Source organism: Leifsonia sp. AK011, from assembly GCF_013410945.1.
GTDB lineage: Bacteria > Actinomycetota > Actinomycetes > Actinomycetales > Microbacteriaceae > Rhodoglobus.
Window position 1 is genome coordinate 1087974 of sequence record NZ_JACCCH010000001.1, and the last position, 22052, is coordinate 1110025.

At 64.8% G+C, this 22052-nt stretch carries 21 protein-coding genes and 1 tRNA gene; 15 read left to right on the forward strand and 7 right to left on the reverse strand.

Features of this window, described 5'->3' with window-relative positions:
- The first annotated feature begins 66 nt into the window (after positions 1-66).
- From HDC94_RS05380 to HDC94_RS05435, 12 genes are all read left to right on the forward strand, one after another.
- Complete coding sequence (locus HDC94_RS05380) at positions 67-564, forward strand: HNH endonuclease (RefSeq protein ID WP_179495578.1); 498 nt, start codon at positions 67-69, stop codon at positions 562-564.
- A gap of 85 nt (positions 565-649) precedes the next feature.
- Positions 650-1645: a CHAP domain-containing protein gene (locus HDC94_RS05385; protein WP_179495586.1), complete on the forward strand. Its 996-nt coding sequence runs from the start codon at positions 650-652 to the stop codon at positions 1643-1645.
- Positions 1646-1771: 126 nt separating this feature from the next.
- Positions 1772-1846: transfer RNA gene (locus HDC94_RS05390), tRNA-Arg, on the forward strand.
- A gap of 333 nt (positions 1847-2179) precedes the next feature.
- Entirely contained in the window at positions 2180-3769 is a 1590-nt protein-coding gene (locus HDC94_RS05395) for a thymidylate synthase (protein ID WP_179495588.1), read from the forward strand.
- Between the two features lie 2 nt (positions 3770-3771).
- On the forward strand, positions 3772-4710 hold the full coding sequence (locus HDC94_RS05400; RefSeq protein ID WP_179495590.1) for a TylF/MycF/NovP-related O-methyltransferase: 939 nt from the start codon (positions 3772-3774) through the stop codon (positions 4708-4710).
- 17 nt (positions 4711-4727) lie between these two features.
- Complete coding sequence (locus tag HDC94_RS05405) at positions 4728-5741, forward strand: nucleotide kinase domain-containing protein (RefSeq protein WP_179495592.1); 1014 nt, start codon at positions 4728-4730, stop codon at positions 5739-5741.
- 191 nt (positions 5742-5932) lie between these two features.
- Entirely contained in the window at positions 5933-6202 is a 270-nt protein-coding gene (locus HDC94_RS05410) for a hypothetical protein (RefSeq protein WP_179495594.1), read from the forward strand.
- Positions 6199-7083, forward strand: coding sequence for a hypothetical protein (locus tag HDC94_RS05415; RefSeq protein WP_179495596.1), 885 nt, complete (start codon positions 6199-6201; stop codon positions 7081-7083). The genes HDC94_RS05410 and HDC94_RS05415 overlap by 4 nt, the downstream gene beginning before the upstream one ends.
- Positions 7083-7457, forward strand: coding sequence for a holo-ACP synthase (gene acpS / locus HDC94_RS05420; RefSeq protein WP_179495598.1), 375 nt, complete (start codon positions 7083-7085; stop codon positions 7455-7457). The genes HDC94_RS05415 and acpS overlap by 1 nt, the downstream gene beginning before the upstream one ends.
- Positions 7408-7827, forward strand: a complete 420-nt coding sequence (locus HDC94_RS05425; protein WP_179495600.1) for a helix-turn-helix domain-containing protein — start codon at positions 7408-7410, stop codon at positions 7825-7827. Before acpS ends, HDC94_RS05425 begins: the two co-directional genes overlap by 50 nt.
- Before the next feature lie 5 nt (positions 7828-7832).
- The gene (locus HDC94_RS05430) at positions 7833-8921 is read left to right on the forward strand and encodes an ImmA/IrrE family metallo-endopeptidase (RefSeq protein ID WP_179495602.1); all 1089 of its coding nucleotides are present in this window, start codon (positions 7833-7835) and stop codon (positions 8919-8921) included.
- Positions 8922-9120: 199 nt separating this feature from the next.
- The gene (locus HDC94_RS05435; protein ID WP_179495604.1) at positions 9121-9588 is read left to right on the forward strand and encodes a C1 family peptidase; all 468 of its coding nucleotides are present in this window, start codon (positions 9121-9123) and stop codon (positions 9586-9588) included.
- A 68-nt stretch (positions 9589-9656) separates the two neighbouring features.
- Here the strand turns inward: HDC94_RS05435 and HDC94_RS05440 are convergent, their stop codons facing one another.
- The 5 genes from HDC94_RS05440 to HDC94_RS05460 all read right to left on the reverse strand — a co-directional run bounded on the left by HDC94_RS05440 (position 9657) and on the right by HDC94_RS05460 (position 13010).
- On the reverse strand, positions 9657-10019 hold the full coding sequence (locus HDC94_RS05440) for a DUF2200 domain-containing protein (protein WP_179495606.1): 363 nt from the start codon (positions 10017-10019) through the stop codon (positions 9657-9659).
- A 33-nt stretch (positions 10020-10052) separates the two neighbouring features.
- Positions 10053-10460, reverse strand: a complete 408-nt coding sequence (locus HDC94_RS05445) for a VOC family protein (protein ID WP_179495608.1) — start codon at positions 10458-10460, stop codon at positions 10053-10055.
- 30 nt (positions 10461-10490) lie between these two features.
- Positions 10491-11639 (reverse strand): sigma-70 family RNA polymerase sigma factor, encoded by a 1149-nt coding sequence (locus HDC94_RS14875; RefSeq protein ID WP_308495633.1) that lies wholly within the window; start codon positions 11637-11639, stop codon positions 10491-10493.
- 50 nt (positions 11640-11689) lie between these two features.
- Positions 11690-12019: a YciI family protein gene (locus HDC94_RS05455; RefSeq protein WP_179495612.1), complete on the reverse strand. Its 330-nt coding sequence runs from the start codon at positions 12017-12019 to the stop codon at positions 11690-11692.
- 295 nt (positions 12020-12314) lie between these two features.
- A complete protein-coding gene (locus HDC94_RS05460) occupies positions 12315-13010 on the reverse strand; it encodes a TetR/AcrR family transcriptional regulator (RefSeq protein ID WP_179495614.1) in 696 nt (231 codons plus the stop codon).
- 83 nt (positions 13011-13093) lie between these two features.
- Here HDC94_RS05460 and HDC94_RS05465 point away from each other — a divergent pair, with 83 nt between their 5' ends.
- On the forward strand, positions 13094-13957 hold the full coding sequence (locus HDC94_RS05465) for an NAD(P)H-binding protein (protein WP_179495616.1): 864 nt from the start codon (positions 13094-13096) through the stop codon (positions 13955-13957).
- 196 nt (positions 13958-14153) lie between these two features.
- Here HDC94_RS05465 and HDC94_RS05470 read toward each other — a convergent pair whose 3' ends face one another.
- Positions 14154-15842, reverse strand: a complete 1689-nt coding sequence (locus HDC94_RS05470) for an AarF/ABC1/UbiB kinase family protein (RefSeq protein ID WP_179495618.1) — start codon at positions 15840-15842, stop codon at positions 14154-14156.
- Positions 15843-15846: 4 nt separating this feature from the next.
- On the reverse strand, positions 15847-16374 hold the full coding sequence (locus HDC94_RS05475) for a PadR family transcriptional regulator (protein WP_179495620.1): 528 nt from the start codon (positions 16372-16374) through the stop codon (positions 15847-15849).
- Positions 16375-16481: 107 nt separating this feature from the next.
- Here HDC94_RS05475 and HDC94_RS05480 point away from each other — a divergent pair, with 107 nt between their 5' ends.
- On the forward strand, positions 16482-16865 hold the full coding sequence (locus HDC94_RS05480) for a TIGR03618 family F420-dependent PPOX class oxidoreductase (protein WP_308495634.1): 384 nt from the start codon (positions 16482-16484) through the stop codon (positions 16863-16865).
- A 201-nt stretch (positions 16866-17066) separates the two neighbouring features.
- Complete coding sequence (locus HDC94_RS05485) at positions 17067-22043, forward strand: M1 family aminopeptidase (RefSeq protein WP_179495624.1); 4977 nt, start codon at positions 17067-17069, stop codon at positions 22041-22043.
- Positions 22044-22052 lie beyond the last annotated feature (9 nt).

The window sequence follows — 22052 nt, forward strand, 5'->3', positions numbered from 1 at the left end:
CGCGTAGCTGGTCCGGGGTAGTCGAACTCGCCTGCAAGCCGTGCAGGCCCTTCGAGAGGATGAGCGTTGCGAACCCTGGTACTGAACGCGGGCTATGAGCCCCTCGCCGTCGTGTCCTTCAAGCGGGCCATCGTGCTCGTCATGAATCAGAAGGCGACCATCGTTGCTGCCGATATGGAGCACCCCGTCTGGGCTGCGGATGGCGCGTGGGAGAGGCCGTCCGTGATCATCCTCCGCAACTACGTGCGAATCCCGAGTGGTCGCCACGTTCCCGTGTCGCGCCGCGGAGTCCTCCGCCGCGACAACAACCGCTGCGCCTACTGCGGCGGATCTGCGAACACCATCGACCACGTCATGCCGCGGTCCCGCGGCGGCAAGGACAGCTGGGAAAACCTGGTGGCCTGCTGCCTCCGGTGCAACAACATCAAGGGTGACCGCACCCCAGCCGAGATGAACTGGAATCTGCGCACGCAGCCCCGCCCGCCGCACGGCACGTCGTGGTTGGTTCGGGGTGTCGAGCGAGCTCTCCCGGATTGGGAAGAGTACCTCGCACCTGCGGCTTAGCCGAGAATCCATTACGACAAATGGACTTTGCCGAGGCACCTCGCTAACCTCGAAGGAGTCCTTAGGCCCGGAGGGAACTTCATTCGTGGTTGACCGCACGCCATCCAACAACTTGGATGCGCTGTTCGACCCCGCTTCAGTGCGGGGTGTCGATGACCCGAACCCTCCCCAGCCGGTCCAGCACGTCTCCCGTCGCGCCGCTCGCGAAGCCGCGATGGCGAACGTGACCAGCGTGCCCGTGCCCACGTTCACCCCGTCCGCACCTGCCACCGAGCGCCGTCGTGCCTCGGTTCGCCGGCCGAAGGCTGCGGCTGTGAAGAAGTCGCTCACGACCTCCGAGGTGGCTCTGGTTCGGGCATCCCGCCCCGCGTCTGACAAGCGCAACCCGATCAGCGTGGTCGCGACCATGCTCGCCATCGGCGGCATGTTTGCGGTAGCAGCCCTGCCCGCCTATGCGAGCCAGGAGAACGAGGTCGCCACCACGGCCACCCTCGCGTCGACGTCCCTGTCGTCCCCCCTCTCCCAGACCATCGAGGTCGGGGCGGATGTCTCGGCTGTCGACGCAGTGCGTGACGGCTTCCACGCCACAACGCCCGAGCAGCTGGCCGAGGCGAACGAGGATGCGATTCGCGCAGCGGCCAACGAGGCGTATCTCGCGTCGGGCGCACGTGAGCTGGGCGACGACTACCCGTGGCCCTACGAGCTCACCGACGACCAGGGCGGCGGGCTGTCGCCCCTCAACTACTACTACCGCGAGTGCGTCGACTTCGTGGCGTGGCGCATCAACCGCGACCAGGGCTACTACCAGGCACCGTTCAAGTGGGTCTGGTCGAACCTCACCCCGTTCGGCGGCAACGGTGGCCAGTGGCAGAGCAACTGGGAGTCGCTGGGACGCACCGTCTCCAAGACCCCGATCGCTGGCTCCGTCGCATACACGGGCGGCAACCACGTTGCGTACGTCAAGAGCGTGAACGACGATGGCACCGTGACGCTCGAGGAGTACAACTACGTGCCCGGCATGTACAGTCAGCGCACGATCCCGGCGTCGTCCGTGGTGTCGTTCCTGTACCCGCCGACATAGGCGCCACTCTCTTCACGTCAGCGCCGAGTGTGCCGATATGGCTGCTAAAACGCGCCATATGACAGCCATTTCGGAACACTCGCCGCATCCTTGGGTGGCGTCCCGGCCCTAAACTGGATGCACCACGCCTCTGTAGCTCAATGGAAGAGCAACTCCGTCCTAAGGAGCAGGTTGGGGGTTCGAGTCCCTCCAGGGGCACCAAGCGAGTGTGACTACAATCCTCGACTTGTTCCGCGGCCGGCCTCTTTCACTTAGGAAAGCCCTCTCGGGAATCCTCAGCTTCCCAGCCAATTCGGCGAAGAACCGGAGGTCTCGTTCGTCTGATAACGGTGGTCAGGATGCTGTCTAGGTGTGCGTCTACTTGCGCGAGCAGCCTGCTTGACCTCTGTCACGGAAAAGACTCAGCGGTCTCGCCCACTCCAGGGCGATAGCAATCGACCGTGCGGAGTGAAATGGCTGTTGACCCTCAAAGTTGGGCTATGCGCAGGGCCGAACGTGCACTTGAATTTCACTCATAACAGCGTTAGGAGTGAAATGACTTACAGGAATGCTGCGACGGCGTTCATCGCGGAGCTTCGCGATATTAAGCGACGCGGCGCCGAGGTCACGGTACGAGGCATGCCGACTCGGGAGTTGCTTGCCCGTACGGTATCGCTTGCGAGGCCAACTGAGCGCTGCATCACGATTCCGGGGCGGCGCAACGATTGCGCTCTCGCGATCGCGGAAACGATGTGGGTGCTGCAGGGTCGCAATGACCTCGAATTCTTGAGCCGCTACGTGGAGCGGGCGCCTAACTACTCCGACGACGGAGGCAAGACATGGCGGGCGGCCTACGGTCCTCGCCTGCGCCGCTGGGGCGCCAGCTCGGGAGATTCAGTCGATCAGATTCGCGAGGTGTACGACCTGCTGCGCCGCGATCCCTCGTCTCGCCGTGCAGTGATTGCGCTGTTCGACCCCGCACAGGACTTCATCGAGATCACCAACGACGTTCCCTGCAACAACTGGTTGCACTTTCTAATTCGGGACGGTCGGCTCGACCTGAACATCGTCGTTCGGAGCAACGATGTGATTTGGGGCTTCTCGGGCATCAACACGTTCGAGTGGAGCGTGCTGCACGAGATGCTGGCGTTCTGGCTCGGCGTGGAGGTTGGAAAGGCAACCTTCTTTATCTCCTCGCTCCACCTGTACACGGACCGTGATAAGCAGGCGATTCGTATTCTCGAGGGCGCCAATGGGAGCACCGGCTACGAGAAGGGCTGGTGCGAGACTCCGTTTCAGACTGCATGGGATGAGTTCGGAGCTCGGTTCGATGAATGGTTTGCGATTGAGGCTGAGATCGCCGCCGGCAAGTCGCCGCGCGATCGTATCGACCAGTTTCCCGATCCGCTTCTTCGCCAGTTCCTCCAGATGCTCGAGCTCTATTGGGCCAAGAAGGCGGCCGCATCGGATGCTGATCTGCGGGTGATAATCGATCGGCTTGGGCACTCCGACCTGGCGTTTGCGGCGACGGAAGACGTCTTCCGCAACTCTGCCGATCTGCCGCGTATCGGGGGAGAGGCTACCGTCATCAACGGTGCCAAGCTTCGTGATGCGATCATCCGGTTGCATCGGGCGAAGGACGAGAGCTACAAGAATGCCTGGAAGAAGCGCGGTGAGCAGATGGGTATCGCGAGCAACATTGCGCGGAAAGTTGACCGGGTCGAGCACGTCGCGGCCGGCGCCGACCCTGGAGACGAGAGTCTTCTCGATACGGCGATCGACCTCTTCGTCTACTGCTTGAAGTATCAGACGTACTTGGCGGATCAGGACGGAGCGCTCGCGCCTGCGCTGGTTGGTGGAGGAGTCCCACCGTTCAGCGATGGACCTTCCGGGTTTGAAGTGGCGATCGGGCAGTTCGAGTTCTCGCTCGACGGGGAGGTTCCCTCGGTAGCTGCTGCTGCGATGAGGGTGGTTGATGGTCTCGCCCAACTCGAGGCTTACTATCCAACCGCACTTCCGCACGATTGGTCCGCGCGAGTCCCGTTCGCGCAACAGCTCACTCGTTACGCATTGGATTTGCTTCTAGCTGTCATTGAGGTCGAACCGTTCACGACGGCCGAGTTCATCGAGAGTCAAGGGCTCTAGGTATGCGAGACGAGGACTTCGCCAAGCTAGTCGAAGATGTCGAGGAGCAACTCGACCATGGCGTGTTCGACTTCGGTCTCCTCGGGAATGGGGCGACGGTGCGTCGCGCTAAGCGCTGGTTCTCGTGGGCTGCGCCGCAGGCGATCGCGACGGTGTACGGCGACGAGCCGCCGGGTGAGCGACCACTCGCATCGCTCGCTGTAGACCAGCCGCCAGTCTTGATAGTTGCAGTCGATGAGTCGAAAGAGCGCGTGCTCGAGCGCGCGCTTCCACACGTCGTTTACGCTCCAAAGGTCATCGTTGCCGGCTACGCGCACTACGACTTCCGCGACGATAGGTTCGAGGATCTGCATTCGCAGCTGTTGGTTCCTTCAATTGCCAACGGATACCCGAACACGCTAGTTCATCTCTACCAGTGCCTTGTGAATGCAGACAGGCTGGGACTCGAGGGCTCCATCGCCGAGTTCGGCGTTTTCAAGGGCGGTACCACAATGTTCCTGGCGAGGCTTGCCGCCGAACTCGGCAGGGAGTGGCCACTCATCGGGTTCGACACCTTCGGCGGCTTCCCGTCCAAGCGGAGCGCGCTCGACATGTATCACCACCCGGGTGCTGAGTTCCGTGACTTCGCGGCGGTCGAACGCTATCTGTCGGCGGTAAACGTCGAGCTCGTTAAGGGTGACATCGTTGAGACGGCGAACCGACTGACCGGCACGCCGCTAGTCCTGACCTTCATCGACACCGACAACTTCTCGTCGGCACAAGCGGCGGTGGCCGTCGTGGCTGAGGAAACTGTCGTGGGTGGCGCAATAGTGTTTGACCATTACACAGGAGTGGACCGATTTCGGTACACGCTTGGAGAGCGTATGGCCGCACGGCCTCTCGTGGAGGACGTGCGGTACTTCAATCTCCACGCGACTGGCGTATTCTTGAGACAGAAGTAAACGGAGAAATATTCAGAATGAAGGCACCCGTCCCGCGGCCCGGCGTCTACGAGTTGTACTGGAAGTTCGCCGCGGAGCGACAAAAAGCCTTCGAGTCTCGGCTGGCAGGCCATCCTTGGCCCTGGTCGCAGGACCGAATCCTGCAAGAGTTCAAGTTTTGCAACGTCTTTCGCGCGGCGGATCGCGTCAGTCAATACATGATTCGTGACGTCGCCTATCGCGACGACGACTCAACGCCGGCTGATCGGATGTTCCAGATTGTCGCGTTCAGGACGTTCAGCAATATCCGTACCTGGGACGAAGTGACTCGATTCCTAGGGCGCTCTCCTCGAATCGATCACCTCCAGAGTGATCGATTCGAGGAGGCGCTCAACGCGGCCAAGGACCTCTACGGCGGCTTGTACACCGGAGCGTTCATTCTGTGCGCCACGAATGCATATGGTCGCTCGTTCAAGCACCTCAATCACGTCGAGCTGTTCCGTGACATGTTCGTGCGGTCAGGGCTCGCCGAAAACATTCTGGCCGCGAAGTCGCTCCGCGAGGTCTACGACCTGCTGCATACGTTTCCGCTGATGGGCGACTTCATGTCGTACCAAACGGCCATCGACCTCAACTACTCCGCGCACATCAACTTCTCCGAGGACGACTTCACGCAGCCAGGCCCCGGCGCCATTCGCGGCATCAAGAAGGTCTTCTTGGACCTGGGCGGTCTCACGCCGCAAGAGGTCATCATGTGGATGGTCGACAACCAGGAGCGAGAGTTTGAGCGCCTGGGCTTTGAGTTCAACGGACTCTGGGGGCGTCGACTCCATGCCATCGACGCACAGGGGCTCTTCTGCGAGACCGACAAGTACTGCAGAGAAGCGGTGCCCGAGCTCGCGAGCGCACGGTCGCGCATCAAGGCACGCTTCGAGTCGTCGCCGACCCCCATGCAGCTGTTCTTCCCACCGAAGTGGGGGATCAACCATCGACTCCCGCAGGGGGAGGTTCTTGGTCAGCCTCGGCGCAGCGTTCTAGAACCGATGTTTTAACAGCATTCTCTAAGTTTGTTTTCTTGACTCCGAACGTCGGAATATCCGACAATCAGAGTATGGCACAGCAAATCAAAATGAGCGCTACTGCAATAGAGCTCGAGTTTGAAGAGGCAGCTCCCGATGCCTCACACGGTGGCGCACCAGTCGTCGACCGCTTCGGCATGCCGCTTACCCCAAATGCTGCACGCATGATGCCCGTCGCTACCCTCCAGGCCGCTATGAGTAAGGCCCTCGCCCATCTCAAGCGCACGACACCTGCAGAGTTGCTCAAAGGGGGGGCTGGATCCGCCGACGGAACGTCGGCCCTCGACTCGATCGAGGTGATCTGGCTCCTCGCGAAGATGAAGCGCGCCTTCGGCCACTCCGTGTTGGATCTCTCCAACGTCCCACGCAGCCAGTGGTCCACGCTCGGAGCCGTCAGCGCTCTCGTCCACGACGCCATTGCGGAGATGCCATGAGTACGTTCATCCAACCGCATGAAACCATAAGCGACGCGTGGATCGCACTTCTCGATGTCGTACAGGCCGACGCGAGCGGGACCTTGACGAACGTGATGGTCACCGTGGCCGACCCGCTCTCTGCCGACGATGCCCAGGTTCGTGCGAGCGTCGACGACACCCTCGTCGGCAAAGGGCGTTGGGGAGTTGGAACTGTCGCAAGCACCATCTTTCCCGAGGCGCTTTACACGCCGCCGAGCTTCTCTTGGAGCCCCGACCTGCCGCCCGAAAAGGCGCGCGAACTGGACGAGGCCGCCAAGTCTCTCTATACCGAGTACATCGAGATGCTGCCGGAGCTCAAGATGTTCCGCGACAACCGTCAAGGTACCTACTTCTCGCGGATGGTTACCTTTCCTGGGAAGGAGTCGGGTGGAGTGAATCAGCTGGCGGATCGAATCCATTACCTGCGAAAGGCGCGCCTAGCTGGTCAGCGGACGCACAACGCGGATGACATGACAGTCTCCGGAGACGGGGAGATCGATCAGGACGAGAACCTTGCCTTCGGGTTGCAGGAGTATGCGTCGACCGACCGCCGGCAAATCAGTTTCCCCTGTCTCGTACACATCGACTTCACGCTCGTCAACGGGATGCTCTCCCTCACGGCGATTTATCGCCATTGGTATCTCGTTACTCGCGGCTACGGAAACCTCGTGGGCTTGGCGAGGCTCCTCGCCTTCGTGGCGCAGCAGACGGGTTCCGAGGTCGGCGAGCTGGTGGTGATTGCGGGTTACGCAAACGCGGAGCGGAAGACCTACGGAGGCAAGCGCGGCATCGATAGTCTTCTCGCGAAGGCTCGACTCGCATCTCAGCCTTCGGTGGCGGCTGCGACGGTCGCGTCCTAATGGGCAAGACTGCAGTTGGCGTCGATCTAGTCGATGTGCGGCGCCTCGCTCTGATGATCGAGGATGCGGGCGGGGACTTCCTTGAAAGCGTATGGACGCTCGCTGAGCGGACTGCGTGCGGGGACGCCGCCGACCGTCTCGCGGCGAGGTGGGCTGCGAAAGAAGCCACGATGAAGGCACTCGGCGTGGGCATCGGCACCGTCGATCCAATCGACATAGAGGTACGGGTGGACGACCGAGGGGCGCCCTCTGTCTTCCTGTCGCGCAGTGCACAGGCAAGAGCGGCAGAATTGAACGTTGAGAGTTGGTCTGTGTCGATGAGCCATGAAGGTGGCATGGCGCTGGCTGTCGCCGTTGCAACGCTTGGAGATTGAAATGCCTCAGGACGCCGAACCTATCGAGAACCAGATCGTTGCAGGTCGGCTGAAAGCCGCGAGAGAGGCGGTCGGCTTCACTCAAGAAGAAGTCAGCGGCGCACTAGGTATTCCTAGAACGAGCGTGCACGCCTTTGAAGCCGGGAAACGCAGCGTGTCCGCTCTCGAACTTCGAAGGTTGTCACGTTTGTACCGACGAAACATCGAGTGGTTGCTTGGAGAAGACGTGGAGCCAGTCGAGTCCGACAGCGCGCTCCATCGAGCGACAAGGGAGCTATCAGATGAAGATCGTCAGCAAGTAGTTCGGTTCGCCGAGTTTCTGGCAGCCGGCATGACGCGATCGCAATCGGCCGAGAAGTCGGGAGAGTAGAAGCAGTGGGGATCGGTCGAGTTGCCGCTGCGCAGGCCGCAGCGGAAGCATTCGATGACTTTGGGTTTGACCCGAGTGAGCCGGTCGATCCTTTCCTTGCCATCAACAACCTGGGTCTCGAGCTTCTCTTCTGGGACCTGGGCGATCTGCTCGGCGTGATTGCTCCGGGCGCGCCGTCGGGCGTACTGATCAATCGTCTCCGCCCTGCATCTGTACAGCGGTTCACTGCCGCGCATGAAATCGGACACTGGTATCTAGATCAGGATCATCTGGCGCTAGATACAGAGGAGACCGTCGAAGGCCTGCCCAAGACCCAGCGGGAGCGGAACGCACAGACCTTCGCCTCACACTTCCTCATGCCGCTAGACCTCCTCCACCGCGTTGCCGAAGACCACGGCGTGACCAAAGGCAGCGCGATCAATCCGGTGACCGCATACTCCATGGCGCGGGATATGCACGTGAGCTACACCGCCGCAGTCCACCAGCTAGGCAATTGCCACTTCATATCTGACGCCGAGCGCACAGCCCTTCTTCGAGTCTCGCCGCAGAGGTCAAAGATTGAACTCACGCACGGACGCAAGCCTTCGAATCCGAGGGGCGATGTGTGGGTGATCGGGGAGCAGGACGATCTCGAGCAACTTGAGGTATTCAGAGGCGACGAGATTGTCTTTGAGCTAGCTGAGAATCCGAGCACCGGATATCGCTGGATGCAGTCAGAACTTCTTGCGCACCTCCCGCCGCGGATGGCGCCTCTGCCGGTGGCCGGGGGATACCCTGACTGGGCAAGGCGCGCCAAGCGGCTTGTGCACGCCGTGGACGAGCCGATGCCTCGCGTGGCCGATGATTTCGATGGCAGTGTGGCAACGCCTGTGACCGTAGGTCAATCGGGCGTTCGTCGAATTGGATTCAACGCGGCACATCCCGGGAGCTGGAAAGTCGAGCTCAAGCACGTTCGCCCGTTCGACCCGGAGAAGGTGCTTGCATCTCGCGTGTTGAATACGCTCGTCCGTCCGCTGCCGGACGAGGAGGAGAGGCGTCGGCGGCTCGAGCAGTTCCGCCTGGAAGAGTTTGAGGAGAGCCTCGACGGTGCCTAGGGCGGATATTGATCTCCGCGACTCATTGGGTCCCGACGTGCTCGATCAGGGTGACCGGCCAACTTGCGTCGCTTTTGCTGCATCAGGCTCGCACGAGTCGGCGCGGTCCAGTGGAGGAGCGCTCGTCGAGAACCTGGCGCCGGAAGCAGTCTGGGCACACGCCGTAACCGCAGGGGTGGCTACTGGGGACGGGATGCGCGTGAGTGATGCCGACATCGCTCTTTCCGATGTTGGTCAGCCTTCGCTGTCGCGCTGGCCCTACGACGACTCTCTGGGCGATAACACTCAGCTCCCTCCGGCCGGAAGTTTGGTCGATCCGTGGTTTCGCGCCAGCCTTGAGCCGCTCCTGCTCCATTGGGACGGAGTCGAGGACGACCTCGAACAGTCGCTTGAGAACGGTCGATCCCCCCTACTCGTGATCGAAGTCACCGACGAGTTCTACTTCCCCGATACGGAGGGGGTAATTGATCTGCCTCTCTTGCCTATTCGCCAGGGGAGGGTCCACGCCGTGGTTTGCGCCGGTGCGGTCACTGCCCCAAACGGAATGAGGTACTTCCTGCTCAAGAACAGCTGGGGTCGGAACTGGGGCATCGACGGATTCGCCTGGATTCCGATGGACTACGTGCGATACCTCTCGTACCAAGCGGCCGTGGCGACTGTTCTTTGACCTACGAGCCCGCGGTAGCCTCGTTCCGATCCGGACGACGAGCGCTTGTTGGGGATGAACACGACGCGCTACAGCCCAGTGCCCACCATGGGCACGCGCAGCACTTTCTCCATCGCCTTGCCCTTGTAGAGCTCGTCGACCAGCTTGTCGAGGTAGCGGATCTTCTGCATGAGGGGATCCTCGATCTCCTCGACGCGTACGCCGCAGATCACGCCGGTGATGAGGCCCGCAGCAGGGTTGAGATGAGCCGCGGCGAAGAAGTCCTCGAACGTCGTGTCCTCCGCGAGGTGCTTCTGCAGTTCGGCCTCGCTGAAGCCGGTGAGCCAGAGGATGACCTCGTCGAGCTCAGCCTGCGTGCGACCCTTGCGCTCGAGCTTCGCGATGTACAGCGGGTACACCCTGCTGACCGGCATACGAAAGATCCTGCTCATGCCTCCGAGGGTAGACGCCTCGACCGCGCGAGCCTAGCCCCGAGGGATGAGCGGCTTCTCGGCCCGAACCTTGAGCTGCTGCACCGTCCAGGTGTTGCCGTCCGGGTCGCTGAACGAGAAGAGTGTGCCGCCATCCCGTTCGTCCAGCACCATGATCGGCGCTGCATCAACGCCCCGGGAGATCAGCTCATCGCGGGCCTTCGATGCGTCCGAGACCACGAGTTGCAGGCCCCTCAGCGAGCCGGGCACCATCTCGCGGTGGGCTGGCAGAGTGCCGACGACGATCGAGCAGCCGGACCCGCGCGGCGTCAGCTGTGCCATCCGCATCTCGCCCATGGTGGTCTCGTGGTCGAGGTCGAAGCCGACGGCATCGCGGTAGAAGGCGATCGCGCGATCGACGTCGCTCACCGGTACCAGCACGACTTCCAGAGTCCAGTCCATCGCAATCCCTTCGGCTGTGCTGACAGTCGATCACACAATCCCGCCGCGCGGAAGGCCGTCGAGCGCTCGCTGGAGCGCGCGACGCTCCGCGTCCCCGGATGCCACGGCAAGGGCCGCCGCGTACTGCTCCGCGGCCTCGTCCACCCTCCCGCTGCGCCGAAGCAGATCGGCACGAGCTGCGGGCAGGAACGGGTAGCTGCCGAGCGAACCCGCCACCTCGTCGAGGGCTGCGAGCCCGGCATCCGGACCGCGGTCCATGCCCACGGCGATCGCGCGGTTGAGCGAGACGACGGGCGTGGGAGCCACGAGAAGCAGCTGGTCGTAGAGGGCGACGATGGTGGGCCAGTCCGTGGCATCCGCGGTCGGTGCGCTCGCGTGCACGGCGGCGATGGCGGCCTGCAGGCGGTAGCGGCCGAGGGGGGAGGGGCGACCGAGTAACGCGCGGGCCTCGGCGATGGCGTCGGCATCCCAGAGTGAGCGGTCCTGCTCTTCGAGTGTCAGCAGTTCGCCGTCACGCTCGCGCGCGTGGCGGCGGGAGTGCTGCAGCAGCACGAGCGCCAGTAGCCCGGAGGCCTCCGGCTCGTTGGGCATGAGCTGGGCCAGTGAGCGGGTCACTCGAACGGCCTCGTCGGCGACCTCACTCCGCGCGGTGTAACCCTCGTTGAAGGCGAGGTAGAGCACGGCGAGTACGACGGGAAGACGCTCGGGCAGCAGGTCGGGGGAGGGCACCCGATAGGGGATGCCTGCCTCGGTGATCTTGCGTTTGGCGCGCACGATGCGCTGCGCCACAGTCGCCTCGGGCACGAGGAACGCTCGCGCGATCTGTTCCGTCGTGAGTCCGCCGACCGTGCGCAGGGTGAGCGCGACACGGGCCTCCAGGGGGAGGGCGGGATGGCAGCACGTGAAGATGAGGCGCAGGCGGTCATCCGGAAAGTCCGGCAGCTCCGGGTCCAGGTGCTCGAGCTCGGTCATGGATGCCACCTCCTCCAGCTTGCGGTCGAGCACAGCAGCGCGGCGCAACCGGTCGAGTGCGCGATTCTTCGCCACGGTCGTGAGCCACGCGCCCGTGTTGCGGGGGATGCCGTCGCGCTCCCACGTCGAGAGTGCGGCCTCGAACGCCTCCGCCGTGCAATCCTCCGCGAGCGACCAGTCGCCGGTGACACGGATCAAAGTGGACACCACGCGAGCCCACTCCGACCCGTGCGCGTCCGCGATCGCGTCGCGAACGTCTAGAGCGGCCACACCGGCCGCAACTCGATGCGTCCGAAGCGCGCCATCGGATGCTTCGACGCGATCTCGATCGCCTCGTCGAGGTCCGCCGCCTCGATGATGTCGTAGCCGGCGATCCACTCCTTCGACTCCGTGAAGGGACCGTCGGTGACGAGAACCTCGCCGTCGCGCACACGCACGAGCGTGGCATCCTCGACCGGCCGGAGGCGGTCACCGTGGCGGTGGGCGCCGCGGGCGACCACGTCGGCGATCCACTCCTCGATGTTGTCCTGGGCCTTGTCGTACTCCTCGGCCTCGGGGTCGGTCGCCACGAACATCATGTATTCCACGGGGGTGTCCCTTCGTCGGTGAAACGCTACGACAGGGCGACGAACGGGGGAACGCCTTTTCGACATCTCACATCACCCGAATTCCGAGCGCTGCCGGAATCTGGTCGATCCAGCGGATGTCGCGCTCCCGCGTCTCCACGTCGGTGTTGTGCTCTTCGTCCATCGTTGCCTCCTCGCACGAACGACGAACGAAGTGGCGCGAATTCGACAGGGTGGCGCTTCGAGACTCCAGGCGTGGCGAGTTCTCGCGTGGCAAGAGTCACCACGGCTGGAGTCTCGGCGATGTACTTGCGCGCTAGCTCTCCGCGCTGCGCACCGAACGGTTCAGCCACTCCGCGAGGAGGGAGCGCTCGCTCTGGCTCAGTCCGGGCAGGTCGGGTACTGCGGCGGCGAGGGCGTTGGTGAGTGGGATCGCGGAGCTTGGTGGCGTGGCATCCGTGACTGTGATGGCTGCGATCACCGCATCGAACAGCGCGTCGGAGATGCCGAAGTCGCGCTCGTCGGGCGGGAGGGCGAGCAGCGTCTGCGTCACGCCCGTTCCCGCGGCGTGGATCATCCCGAGTGCGCGTTCGGGACTCACAGTGAGCAGGCCTGCCGCAGCGATGCCTCGGATGCGGTCACGGAGAACCTCGATGCCGGCCTCCAGCGCGGGGGAGCGGTGCTCCCGTGCCGTGAGGAGCCTCATGAGCTCCGGGTTGGCGAGACTGAACTCGATCTGCGCGCGCCATCCGGATCGCAGGCTCTCGATGGGGTCCGTCTCGGTGCTGCTCTCCTTGAGAAGGACGTGCCGTTCCATCACGGTCTCGGCTACGGCGTCGAGCAGCCCATCCTTGTCGCCGAAGAGGCGGTAGATCGTCGGCGCTTGAACTCCAGCGGCATCGGCCACGCCGCGAGTGGTCACCGCCGCGGCGCCCTGGTCGCGGAGTAGTGCCGCTGCTGCCTCGACGATCTGCGTGCGGGTGTCCTCGCGCGTTTCGTTCGGTTCAGCCATGAAACGACGATATCAGAACTGTGTTACCGCCGATAAACACTGTGATAGCGTGCGTTATCAACGTAAACAAAAAGGAGTTATCGATGATAATTGTGACCGGAGCGACGGGCACCCTCGGGAGCCAGATCGTCGAGCGCCTACTGGAGCTTGTGCCCGCGGCATCCGTGGGAGTCAGCGTGCGGGACGTGGACAAGGCAGCCCCGCTGGCCGCGCGTGGGGTGCGGGTGCGCGCGGGCGACTTCACCGACCCGGGGACCCTTGAGCACGCCTTCGAGGGAGCTGGCCAGGTGCTCGTGGTGTCCGCAGCGATTCGGGGAGGCGGAGCCTTCGAGGCGAATGCGGCGGCCATCGATGCAGCCGTTGCGGCTGGAGCCTCGCGCATCCTGTACACGAGCCATCAGGCTGCCTCGCCGGACTCGCTGTTTCCACCCCAGCGAGTTCACGCGGCCACGGAGCAGCACTTGGCCAACACAGGGGTGCCCTACGTCGCGCTGCGCAACGGCTTCTACGCCAACGCTCTCGGCATCCACCTCGAAAGTGCGCTGGCCACGGGCGAGATCGTGGTGCCCGAGGACGGGCCGGTCTCCTGGACCGCGCACGAGGACCTCGCGGATGCCGCGGCCAGAGTCCTCGCAGATCCGACACTGGTCTCCGGCATCTCGTCACCCCTCACCGCCTCTGTCGCACTCGACCTCGGCGAGGTGTCGCGCATCCTGAGCGAACTCACCGGCCGCACGATCACGCGCGTCACGATCGGGGACGACGAGTGGCGGGCAGCGGCGATCGGGCGAGGACTGCCGCCCATCGTCGCGGACTTCTCCCTCGGGATGTTCCAAGCCGCTCGCCGCGGCGAGTTCACCGTCGTCGATCCCGCACTCGCGTCCATCACCGGGCGGGAACCACTGCGGGTCGAGCACACGCTGCGCGCCCTGCTCGCGAAGGGCTGAGCGCGCTGACGTTGCGGAGGATGGCGCGCCGCAACGCGTGAGCGTCCGCGGGTCGCGGCGGCGCGCCATCCTCCGCAACGTTGACTCGACGCGGTGCAGCCATCCCGAGTGTTCCGATATGGCTGCCAAAACCACTGAAATGACAGCCATATCGGAACACTCGGCGAAGCAGGGCCCGCGCAACCCGCGCCAGCAGCTACCTCCCGCGCCCACCCAGCAGCACGTGGAGCAGTGGCAGCGCCGACGCGCCCATGAGCACCCACCCCAGCACCTCATCCGTGGGCCGCAGCAGCACCCCGGCAATCAGGAGCCCCGCGAACACCACAGCCGACCCGATCCTGCCGACCGCACGTTCGAGCCGTCGCACGCGCAGATCCAGCTCGGGGGTGCGCACAGCCACCTGCCCGCGATCCAAGCGCGCAGTGAGCTCGTCGAGTCGCTTCGGAAGTCGCGCTACCGTGTTCGCGAGCGACAGCGCCTGCTGGCCGAAGCCCCGGAGGGCGTTCCCTCCGCTGTTGTTCAGCACGGTCCGCGCGAACGGGTCGACGGCATCCCACATGTTGAAGTCGCGGTTGAGGGCGCTCGTCACACCCGAGATGAGCGAGATCGTGCGCACCAGAAGCAGGAAGTTCTCCGGGAGCTGGAACGGCAGCGAGCGAATGGTCTCACCGAAGCGCGACGCGAAGACCTCGAGTTCGCGCGGGTCGATGGTCTGCAGCTCCGCAACACCCATACCGCCGAAGCGATCGAACAGGGCGGCCATCGCGCGTTCGAGCTCGTCGGTGTCTGTGGTCGGCAGGAGCACGTCCAGGCGCTCGAGTGAGGCGACAAGCGCGCGGGAGTCGCGCGAGACGACGGCGAGGATGAAGTCGCGCAGCCCCGCACGCAGCGAATCGCTGATCTCACCCATCATCCCGAAGTCGATATAGGTGAGGTGCCAGCCGCCCGCGGCCTCCGGCGTCACGAAGATGTTGCCGGGATGCGGGTCGGCGTGGAAGAACCCCGCGACGAAGATCTGCTGGAACGTCGCACGCGCGAGTTCCTGCGCCACCTCGGCCGGCTCGATGCCCGCAGCGAGAAGGCCCGCAGTGTCGGTGATCTTGATGGCCGTGACATCCGAGAGGGTGAGCACTCGCAGGGTGGTGCGATCCCAGACCACGACGGGTGCGCGTACGCGCTCGTCGTCACCGAAGTCCGCGACGAAACGCTCGGCGCTGGCGCCTTCGTGCAGGTAGTCGATCTCCTCGAGGCTCGTCGTGGCGAACTCCTCCACGAGAGCGGGCGCGTCGGCGCGGGATGACACGATCCGCACTCGCGACAACCAGCGGGCCACCCGCCTCAGCGCGGCCAGGTCCACCGCGACGATCGACTCGATCCCGGGTCGCTGTACCTTGACGACGACGTCCTCGAAGCCGATGTCCGCGGCGATGCCGGGGGAGAGGCGTGCGCGGTGCGCCTGGCCGAGGGATGCCGCGGCAATGGGTACGGGCTCGAACGCGGCGAACGCCTGCTCAAGTGGCATCCCCAGTTCCGCTTCGGTCTGCGCACGAATCCTCTCGAAAGACTCGGGCGCCACCTCATCCTGGAGTCCTTCGAGCTCGCGGGTGATCTCGGGGGGCAGCACGTCGAGGCGGGACGACATGAACTGCCCGACCTTGATCATGAGTCCACCGAGGTCGGCGGCGAGGGTGTGGAAGCGTCGCGCCTGTTTCTGGAGGCGCTTGATGCGTCCACGAGCGGCGAAGGCCCGCAGCCCGAAGCGCGGCAGCACGAGCTCGAACCACCACGACTGCACGAGCACACGCGAGGCGAAGCGCATGATGCGGCGGTAGCGGGCGCGATGCATCCGCTCGGGTGGTTCGGGGCGTGTGCCGTTATCCGGCATCCCCTCAGTCCTCGGCGAGGATCGCGTAGACCTTGCGGCGAGCCTCGTCGATGACGGCGACCGCGCGCTCCGCCTGCTCGGGGCTGCCGCTGGAGGCGACCTGGGCCACCGCCTGCGCGAGCTTGGCTCCCGCCTTGGGCAACGCGACCTTGGCTTCGGCGTCGTGCGACCGTCCGGTCGACTCCCAGGGGAGCGGTCCGCTCGCCGCATCCGCCGCGGCCTCGCGGCCGGCCTCAGTGAGCGAGTACACCTTGCGCTCGCCGACCTGCTCGGCGCTCACGAGACCTTCGTCGGCCAGGAGCTGGAGTGTCGGGTAGATCGAGCCGGGGCTCGGCTTCCACGAGCCGCGGGTGCGGGTCTCGATGGCCTGGATGATCTGGTAGCCGTGCATGGGCTGCTCGGTCAGTACGGCGAGGATCGCCGTGCGGATGTCGCCGCGTCCCATACGGCTGGCGACGCGTGGTGCGAAGGCCTCGCGAAGCCCGTCGACGGCCTCCCAGAGGTCGAATCCGGCAGAGGATGAAGTGCGCATGCCGTGCCCTTTCTCGATATCTGCCAAGCATCGGACGACACCTAGCGATACTTAACGATACATCGCTAGTTCGTGCGTTCCCTCCGAGTCGTGGCACGCTTGACGGCGTGACCCTCACTCCAGAAGCCCAGCAGTTCGTCACCGACTACCACCTCGCCACCCTGTCCACGTTCGGGCCGGATGGCACCATTCACGTCGTGCCCGTCGGCTTCACGCTGGTCGACGGTGTCGCCAGAGTGATCACCAGTGGTGGGTCGCAGAAGGTCAAGAACATCGAACGCAATTCCCACGCCACGATCAGCCAGGTCGAGGGCGCGCGATGGATCACGCTCGTCGGCACGGCGCGGATCGAGAGGGATGCCTCATCCGTCGCCGAAGCGGTCGAGCTGTACACGGGGCGCTACCGACCGCCACGGGTGAACCCCGAGCGAGTGGCGATCCTCATGGACGTCGAGAGGGTCATGGGATCGTCGGGGATGGCCTCGCCGTAGACAGATTCGTCGCTGAGGAATAGACACTTTCACAACGCACGTTCTTTGAAATTGGCTCGTGAAATGAGCGAAAAGTGGCTCGATTAGCAAGATTTGTGCAAGTTTCCACCAAGCTCCTGGGGGAAACACGCAAGAAATAATCGCTCCCTATGCTCCAGCTCTCACCCTTCTCAGGTATCCGGACAGCAGGAGCCCCACGCCATGCACGAGTCACTCCCCCCTCACGCCGTCGCGCCGCAGCGTTCGAAGAAGACGCACGCGCGATCCAGTCGCATCGTCGCGGCGATCACCATCAGCGCGCTGCTCGGCGCGGCGCAGATACCGCTGGCCACCGCGGCGCTCGCCGATGATGCTCCGATCGCCGGCGGTCTCAGTGCAGGCGACAGCCTGTTCCCCAACCAGGGCAACACGGGCTACGACGCGCTCCACTACGACATCGACCTGACCGTCAACGTGGCGGTGTCGAGCACCAACAACGCGGCGGCAACGACGACGTTCCCGGCAGCGACCGCGACGATCCTCGCCCAGACCACGGGCGCCCCCCTCTCGTCCTACTCGTTCGACTTCCAGGGGTCGACGAGCACGCTCGCCAACGCGACGCTCAATGTCAACTCGGTGACGGTCAACGGCGAGCCAGCCACCTTCAGTCGCATCGAGAACACCACGACCAACAACGCGACGACTGACTCGCACAAGCTCATCGTCACGCCGTCCGTGCCGGTGTCGGGTGAGTTCACCACCGTCGTCAACTACTCCGGGCGTCCGGTCGCGCACACCGACACTGACGGCTCCTCCGAGGGGTGGAACGCCACGACCGACGGCGCGACGTTCGTCAACCAGCCCGTCGGCGCGATGACGGCGTTCCCCAACAACAACACGCCGCGCGACAAGGCGACGTACACGATCAAGCTCAACATCCCGAGCAAGCTCACGACCTCGAATCAGTCCGTCTCGGCCAACCCCGGACTGAAGGATGCCGCGGCCGTCAGCAACGGTGAACTCGTCTCCCGCACCCCGAGCGAGGACGGCACGCGCACCACGTGGGTGTGGAACCAGGCCAAGCCCATGGCGAGCGAACTCTCGCTCATCTCCATCGGTCGCTACGACATGTACGAGTCGCAGATCGCGTTGGCCAGCGGTCGCACCATCCCGGAGTGGACGTTCATCGACCCGGCGATCTCGGCGTCGAACCAGAACACCACTCTCACCACGCGTGCCCAGATGAAGGAGATCCTCGACTACCTCGAGTCCAAGTTCGGGCCCTACCCCGGCAACAGCACGGGTCTCGTCACGGACGTGGTTCCGAGCGCGATCAACTACGCACTCGAGACCCAGGATCGCTCGTTCTTCCCGACTTCCGCGAGCCGCGGCACGACCATCCACGAGATCATGCACCAGTGGTGGGGTGACAACGTCTCGCCCGTCGACTGGAACGACATCTGGCTCAACGAGGGCCCCGCAACCTACGCCGAGAACCTGGTCGCGTACGAGAGCGTCGGCAGCAGCACCACGACCAACGAGAACAGCTACTACTCCTCGTGGAACAGCAGCAACGGGTCGGGCTCGCTCTGGACGACCCCGACCGCAGGGATGACGCAGGCATCGCAGCTCTTCGGCCAGCAGGTGTACACCCGCGGCTCGTGGACTCTCGAAGCGCTCCGCACCGCCATCGGCTCCGCCGCCTTCAACCAGGTGATGTACGAGTGGCAGCACCGCTACGGCGGCACGAGCAAGCGCACCGCCGACTTCATCGCCCTCGCCGAGGAGATCTCCGGCCGCAGCCTGACCGCGTTCTTCCAGCCCTGGCTCTACGGCACCACCAAGGCTCCGTGGCCGGCCAAGTTCAACCTCTCGTTGACTGGCCCCACCGCACCGGTCAACCCGGGTGACACTGCGACCTTCACGCTGACGAGCCGCAACACGGGCAAGGTCGCGCAGACGGGAAGCATCGTCACCGTGGATGTCACGAACATCCTCGACAAGTCGGTGCTGGGCACCCTGCCGGCCGGGCTCGTCCTCACCGACAACACGCTCACCTGGACGGTGCCGAGCACTGCGGTCGCGGCTACCTCCACCGTGTCCTTCACCGCCGTTCCGAACGTGGGCACGACGGGCGCGACGCTGAGCGCGACCGCCAGGGCGAGCACCCTCGGTTCGACATGTGTGATGTGCGCCCCGAGCATCGTCATCGGCTCCGAGCCGGTCAGCCCCTCGGCCCTGCCGACCATCACGGGCACGCCGACCGTCGGCCAGACGCTGACGGCCGTCACGGATGGTTGGGCCTCTGGCACGACGTTCGCGTACCAGTGGCTCGCGGATGGCACGCCCATCGCCGGCGCAACCGCCTCCACTTACACCCTCGACGGTGCCAGCGCGGGCCTCACGATCTCGGTCTCCGTGACCGGATCCAACGGCGCCCTCTCACCCGTCACGACGGTGAGCGCCGCAACTGCCGCAGTCACGCGTCGGGTTCAGGATCCTGCGGTCCCGACGATCACGGGAACCCCGCAGTTCGGCAAGCGCCTCACAGCCGTGAGCACCGGCTGGGAGCCGGGCACGTACCTCACCTACCAGTGGGCGACGGTCAGCGGCGGTGTCAGCACCAACGTGAGTTCCGGCAACGGCGGCACCGGTCCGTCCTTCGTGCCGGCCGTGGCCAACCAGCTCGGCACGACCGTCACCGTGACGGTCACCGGTAACAAGTTCGGTACCACCGCGGTCTCCAAGACGAGTGTGGCCACTGAGGCGATCACCGCTGGCGAGTTCGTGCTGACTCCGACCCCGTCCATCAACGGCACGCTCTCCGCGCTCTCCGCGCTCGGCGCTGTCCCCGGACAGTGGGATGACGGAACGGCCCTCACCTACGCGTGGTCGGCCAACGGCACCCCGATCCAGGGCGCCACGAGCTCCACGTACACGCCGACGATCGCCCAGATCGGCTCGTCCATCACTGTTGCCGTGACCGGAACCAAGGCCGGTTTCCCGACAACAACAAGGACGAGCGCTCCGGTCACCGTGACCGAGGCCGCGCAGGTGCTGCAGCCCACGCCGACGATCACGGGCACGGCCAAGGTCGACAACGAGCTCACCCTCGTGCCCGGCACGTGGGATTCCGGCTCGGCCCAGACCTACCAGTGGTACGCCAACGATGAGCCCCTCGAGGGCGTCACGGGCACGACGTTCACGCCCGGTCCGAGCCTCGTCGGTGCTTTCATCACCGCAGAGGTCACGAGCACTCGCGAGAACTACGTCACTGTGAAGAAGAGCAGTGTTGCCACGGCGGCGGTCGCCGCAGGCGACCTCACGCTGGCTCCGGTGCCCACGGTCTCGGGTACTCCGAAGGTCGGCTTCGAGCTCGAGGCCACCGTCGGCGACTGGGATTCTGGCACTTCGCTGGCCTACCAGTGGTACGCCGACGGAACCCCGATTGCGGATGCCACGTCCCTCACCTTCGCCCCCGGCGCGGCTGAGGTCGGCACCGAGATCACCTTCTCGGCCACCGCGACGAAGACGGGGTACGCCACCACGACGAAGACGAGTGAGCCGACGGAGGAGGTCGCCGCTGGTGACCTGACCGAGACTCCCGTTCCGACGATCTCCGGCACCGCGAAGGTTGGCGTCACGCTGACGGCGGCCTCGGGAACGTGGGACTCGGGAACCGACCTCGCCTACCAGTGGTACGCGGACGACGAGGCCATCGACGGCGCGATCGCCGCCGAGTTCACGCCCGGCCCGACGCGTCTGGGTGCAGTCATCACGGTCGCGGTCACGGGATCGAAGCCCGGGTACACACCCGTCACCAAGACGAGCGAGGCGACGGCAGCCGTCATCGCTGGCACCCTGAACCCGACCCCGGTCCCGACCATCCTCGGCACACCGCAGGTGGGAGTGCTGCTCTCGGCGCTCCCGGGAACGTGGGATGCCGACACCACCCTCACGTACCAATGGTTCGCGGGTGACCAGCCGATCGCCTCTGCGACCTCGGCGGAGTTCACGCCGGGCGCCGCAGAGTACGGGGCCGTTCTGACTGTCTCGGTCACGGGCACCAAGGCGGGGTATGAGACGGTCACGAAGACGAGCGAAGGATCCGCGGCGGTCCTCGCCGGCGACCTGACCACGACACCTGTGCCCACGATCACCGGCACCCCGAAGGTCGACGCACCGCTGACTGCGGTGCCCGGCACCTGGGACCAGGGGACCGTGCTCACGTACCAGTGGTTCGCGAACGGCCAGCCCGTGGCATCCGCCACAGGCTCGACGTTCACGCCCGGTGCTGCCCTGGTGGGGTCGACGATCACGGTATCCGTCACCGGCACGAAGACCGGATACACGACGATCACCAAGACGAGTGAGAGCACGGTGGCTGTAGCGCTGGCGACTCTCGCGCTGACCCCGGCCCCCACCATCACCGGTGTGGTGCGGGTGGGCTCGGAGCTCGTTGCGGTCCCCGGAACGTGGACGTCCAACACCGCACTGGCCTACCAGTGGTACGCGGGCGCTGACCCCATCGTTGGAGCCACCAAGTCGTCGTACACGCCCACGGCTTCACGACTGGGCGCCATCCTCACGGTCACTGTGACGGGAACGAAGGCGGGATACGTCCCGGTCACCAAGCGGAGCGCGGCGACGCGGGAGGTGGCGGCCGGCATCATCACGTCCTCCATCCCGACGTTCAGCGGAATCGTCAAGGTGGGTGTCCCCGTCACGGCTGTGCCAGGTGCGTGGGATCCGGGCGCCCAGCTGACGTACCGCTGGTACGCCAACGGTATTGCGATCAACGGGGCCACGTCGGCCACGTACACGCCTGACCTTGCGAAGGCGGGGCAGACGCTCAAGGTCACCGTGACGGGGACGCGAGTGGGCTACACCACGATCACCAAGACGAGTGGCGGCGTGGCCGTCACGCCCGCCTCACTCGTGAGGACGCCCGTACCCACCACGAGCGGCACGTTCAAGGTCGACACCAAAGTCTCCGTTGTTCCCGGCACCTGGGACTCCAACGTCACTTTCACCTACCAGTGGAAGCGGGACGGGGTCTCCATCCCGGGTGCTACCGCGAAGACGTACAAGGTGACACCGGCCGACCGCGGGAAGCTGATCACCGTCGTCGTGACGGGAAGTAAGACCGGGTACAGCCCCGTCAGCAAGACCAGCGCAGGAACGATCGCCATCCGGTAGCCGTCCCGC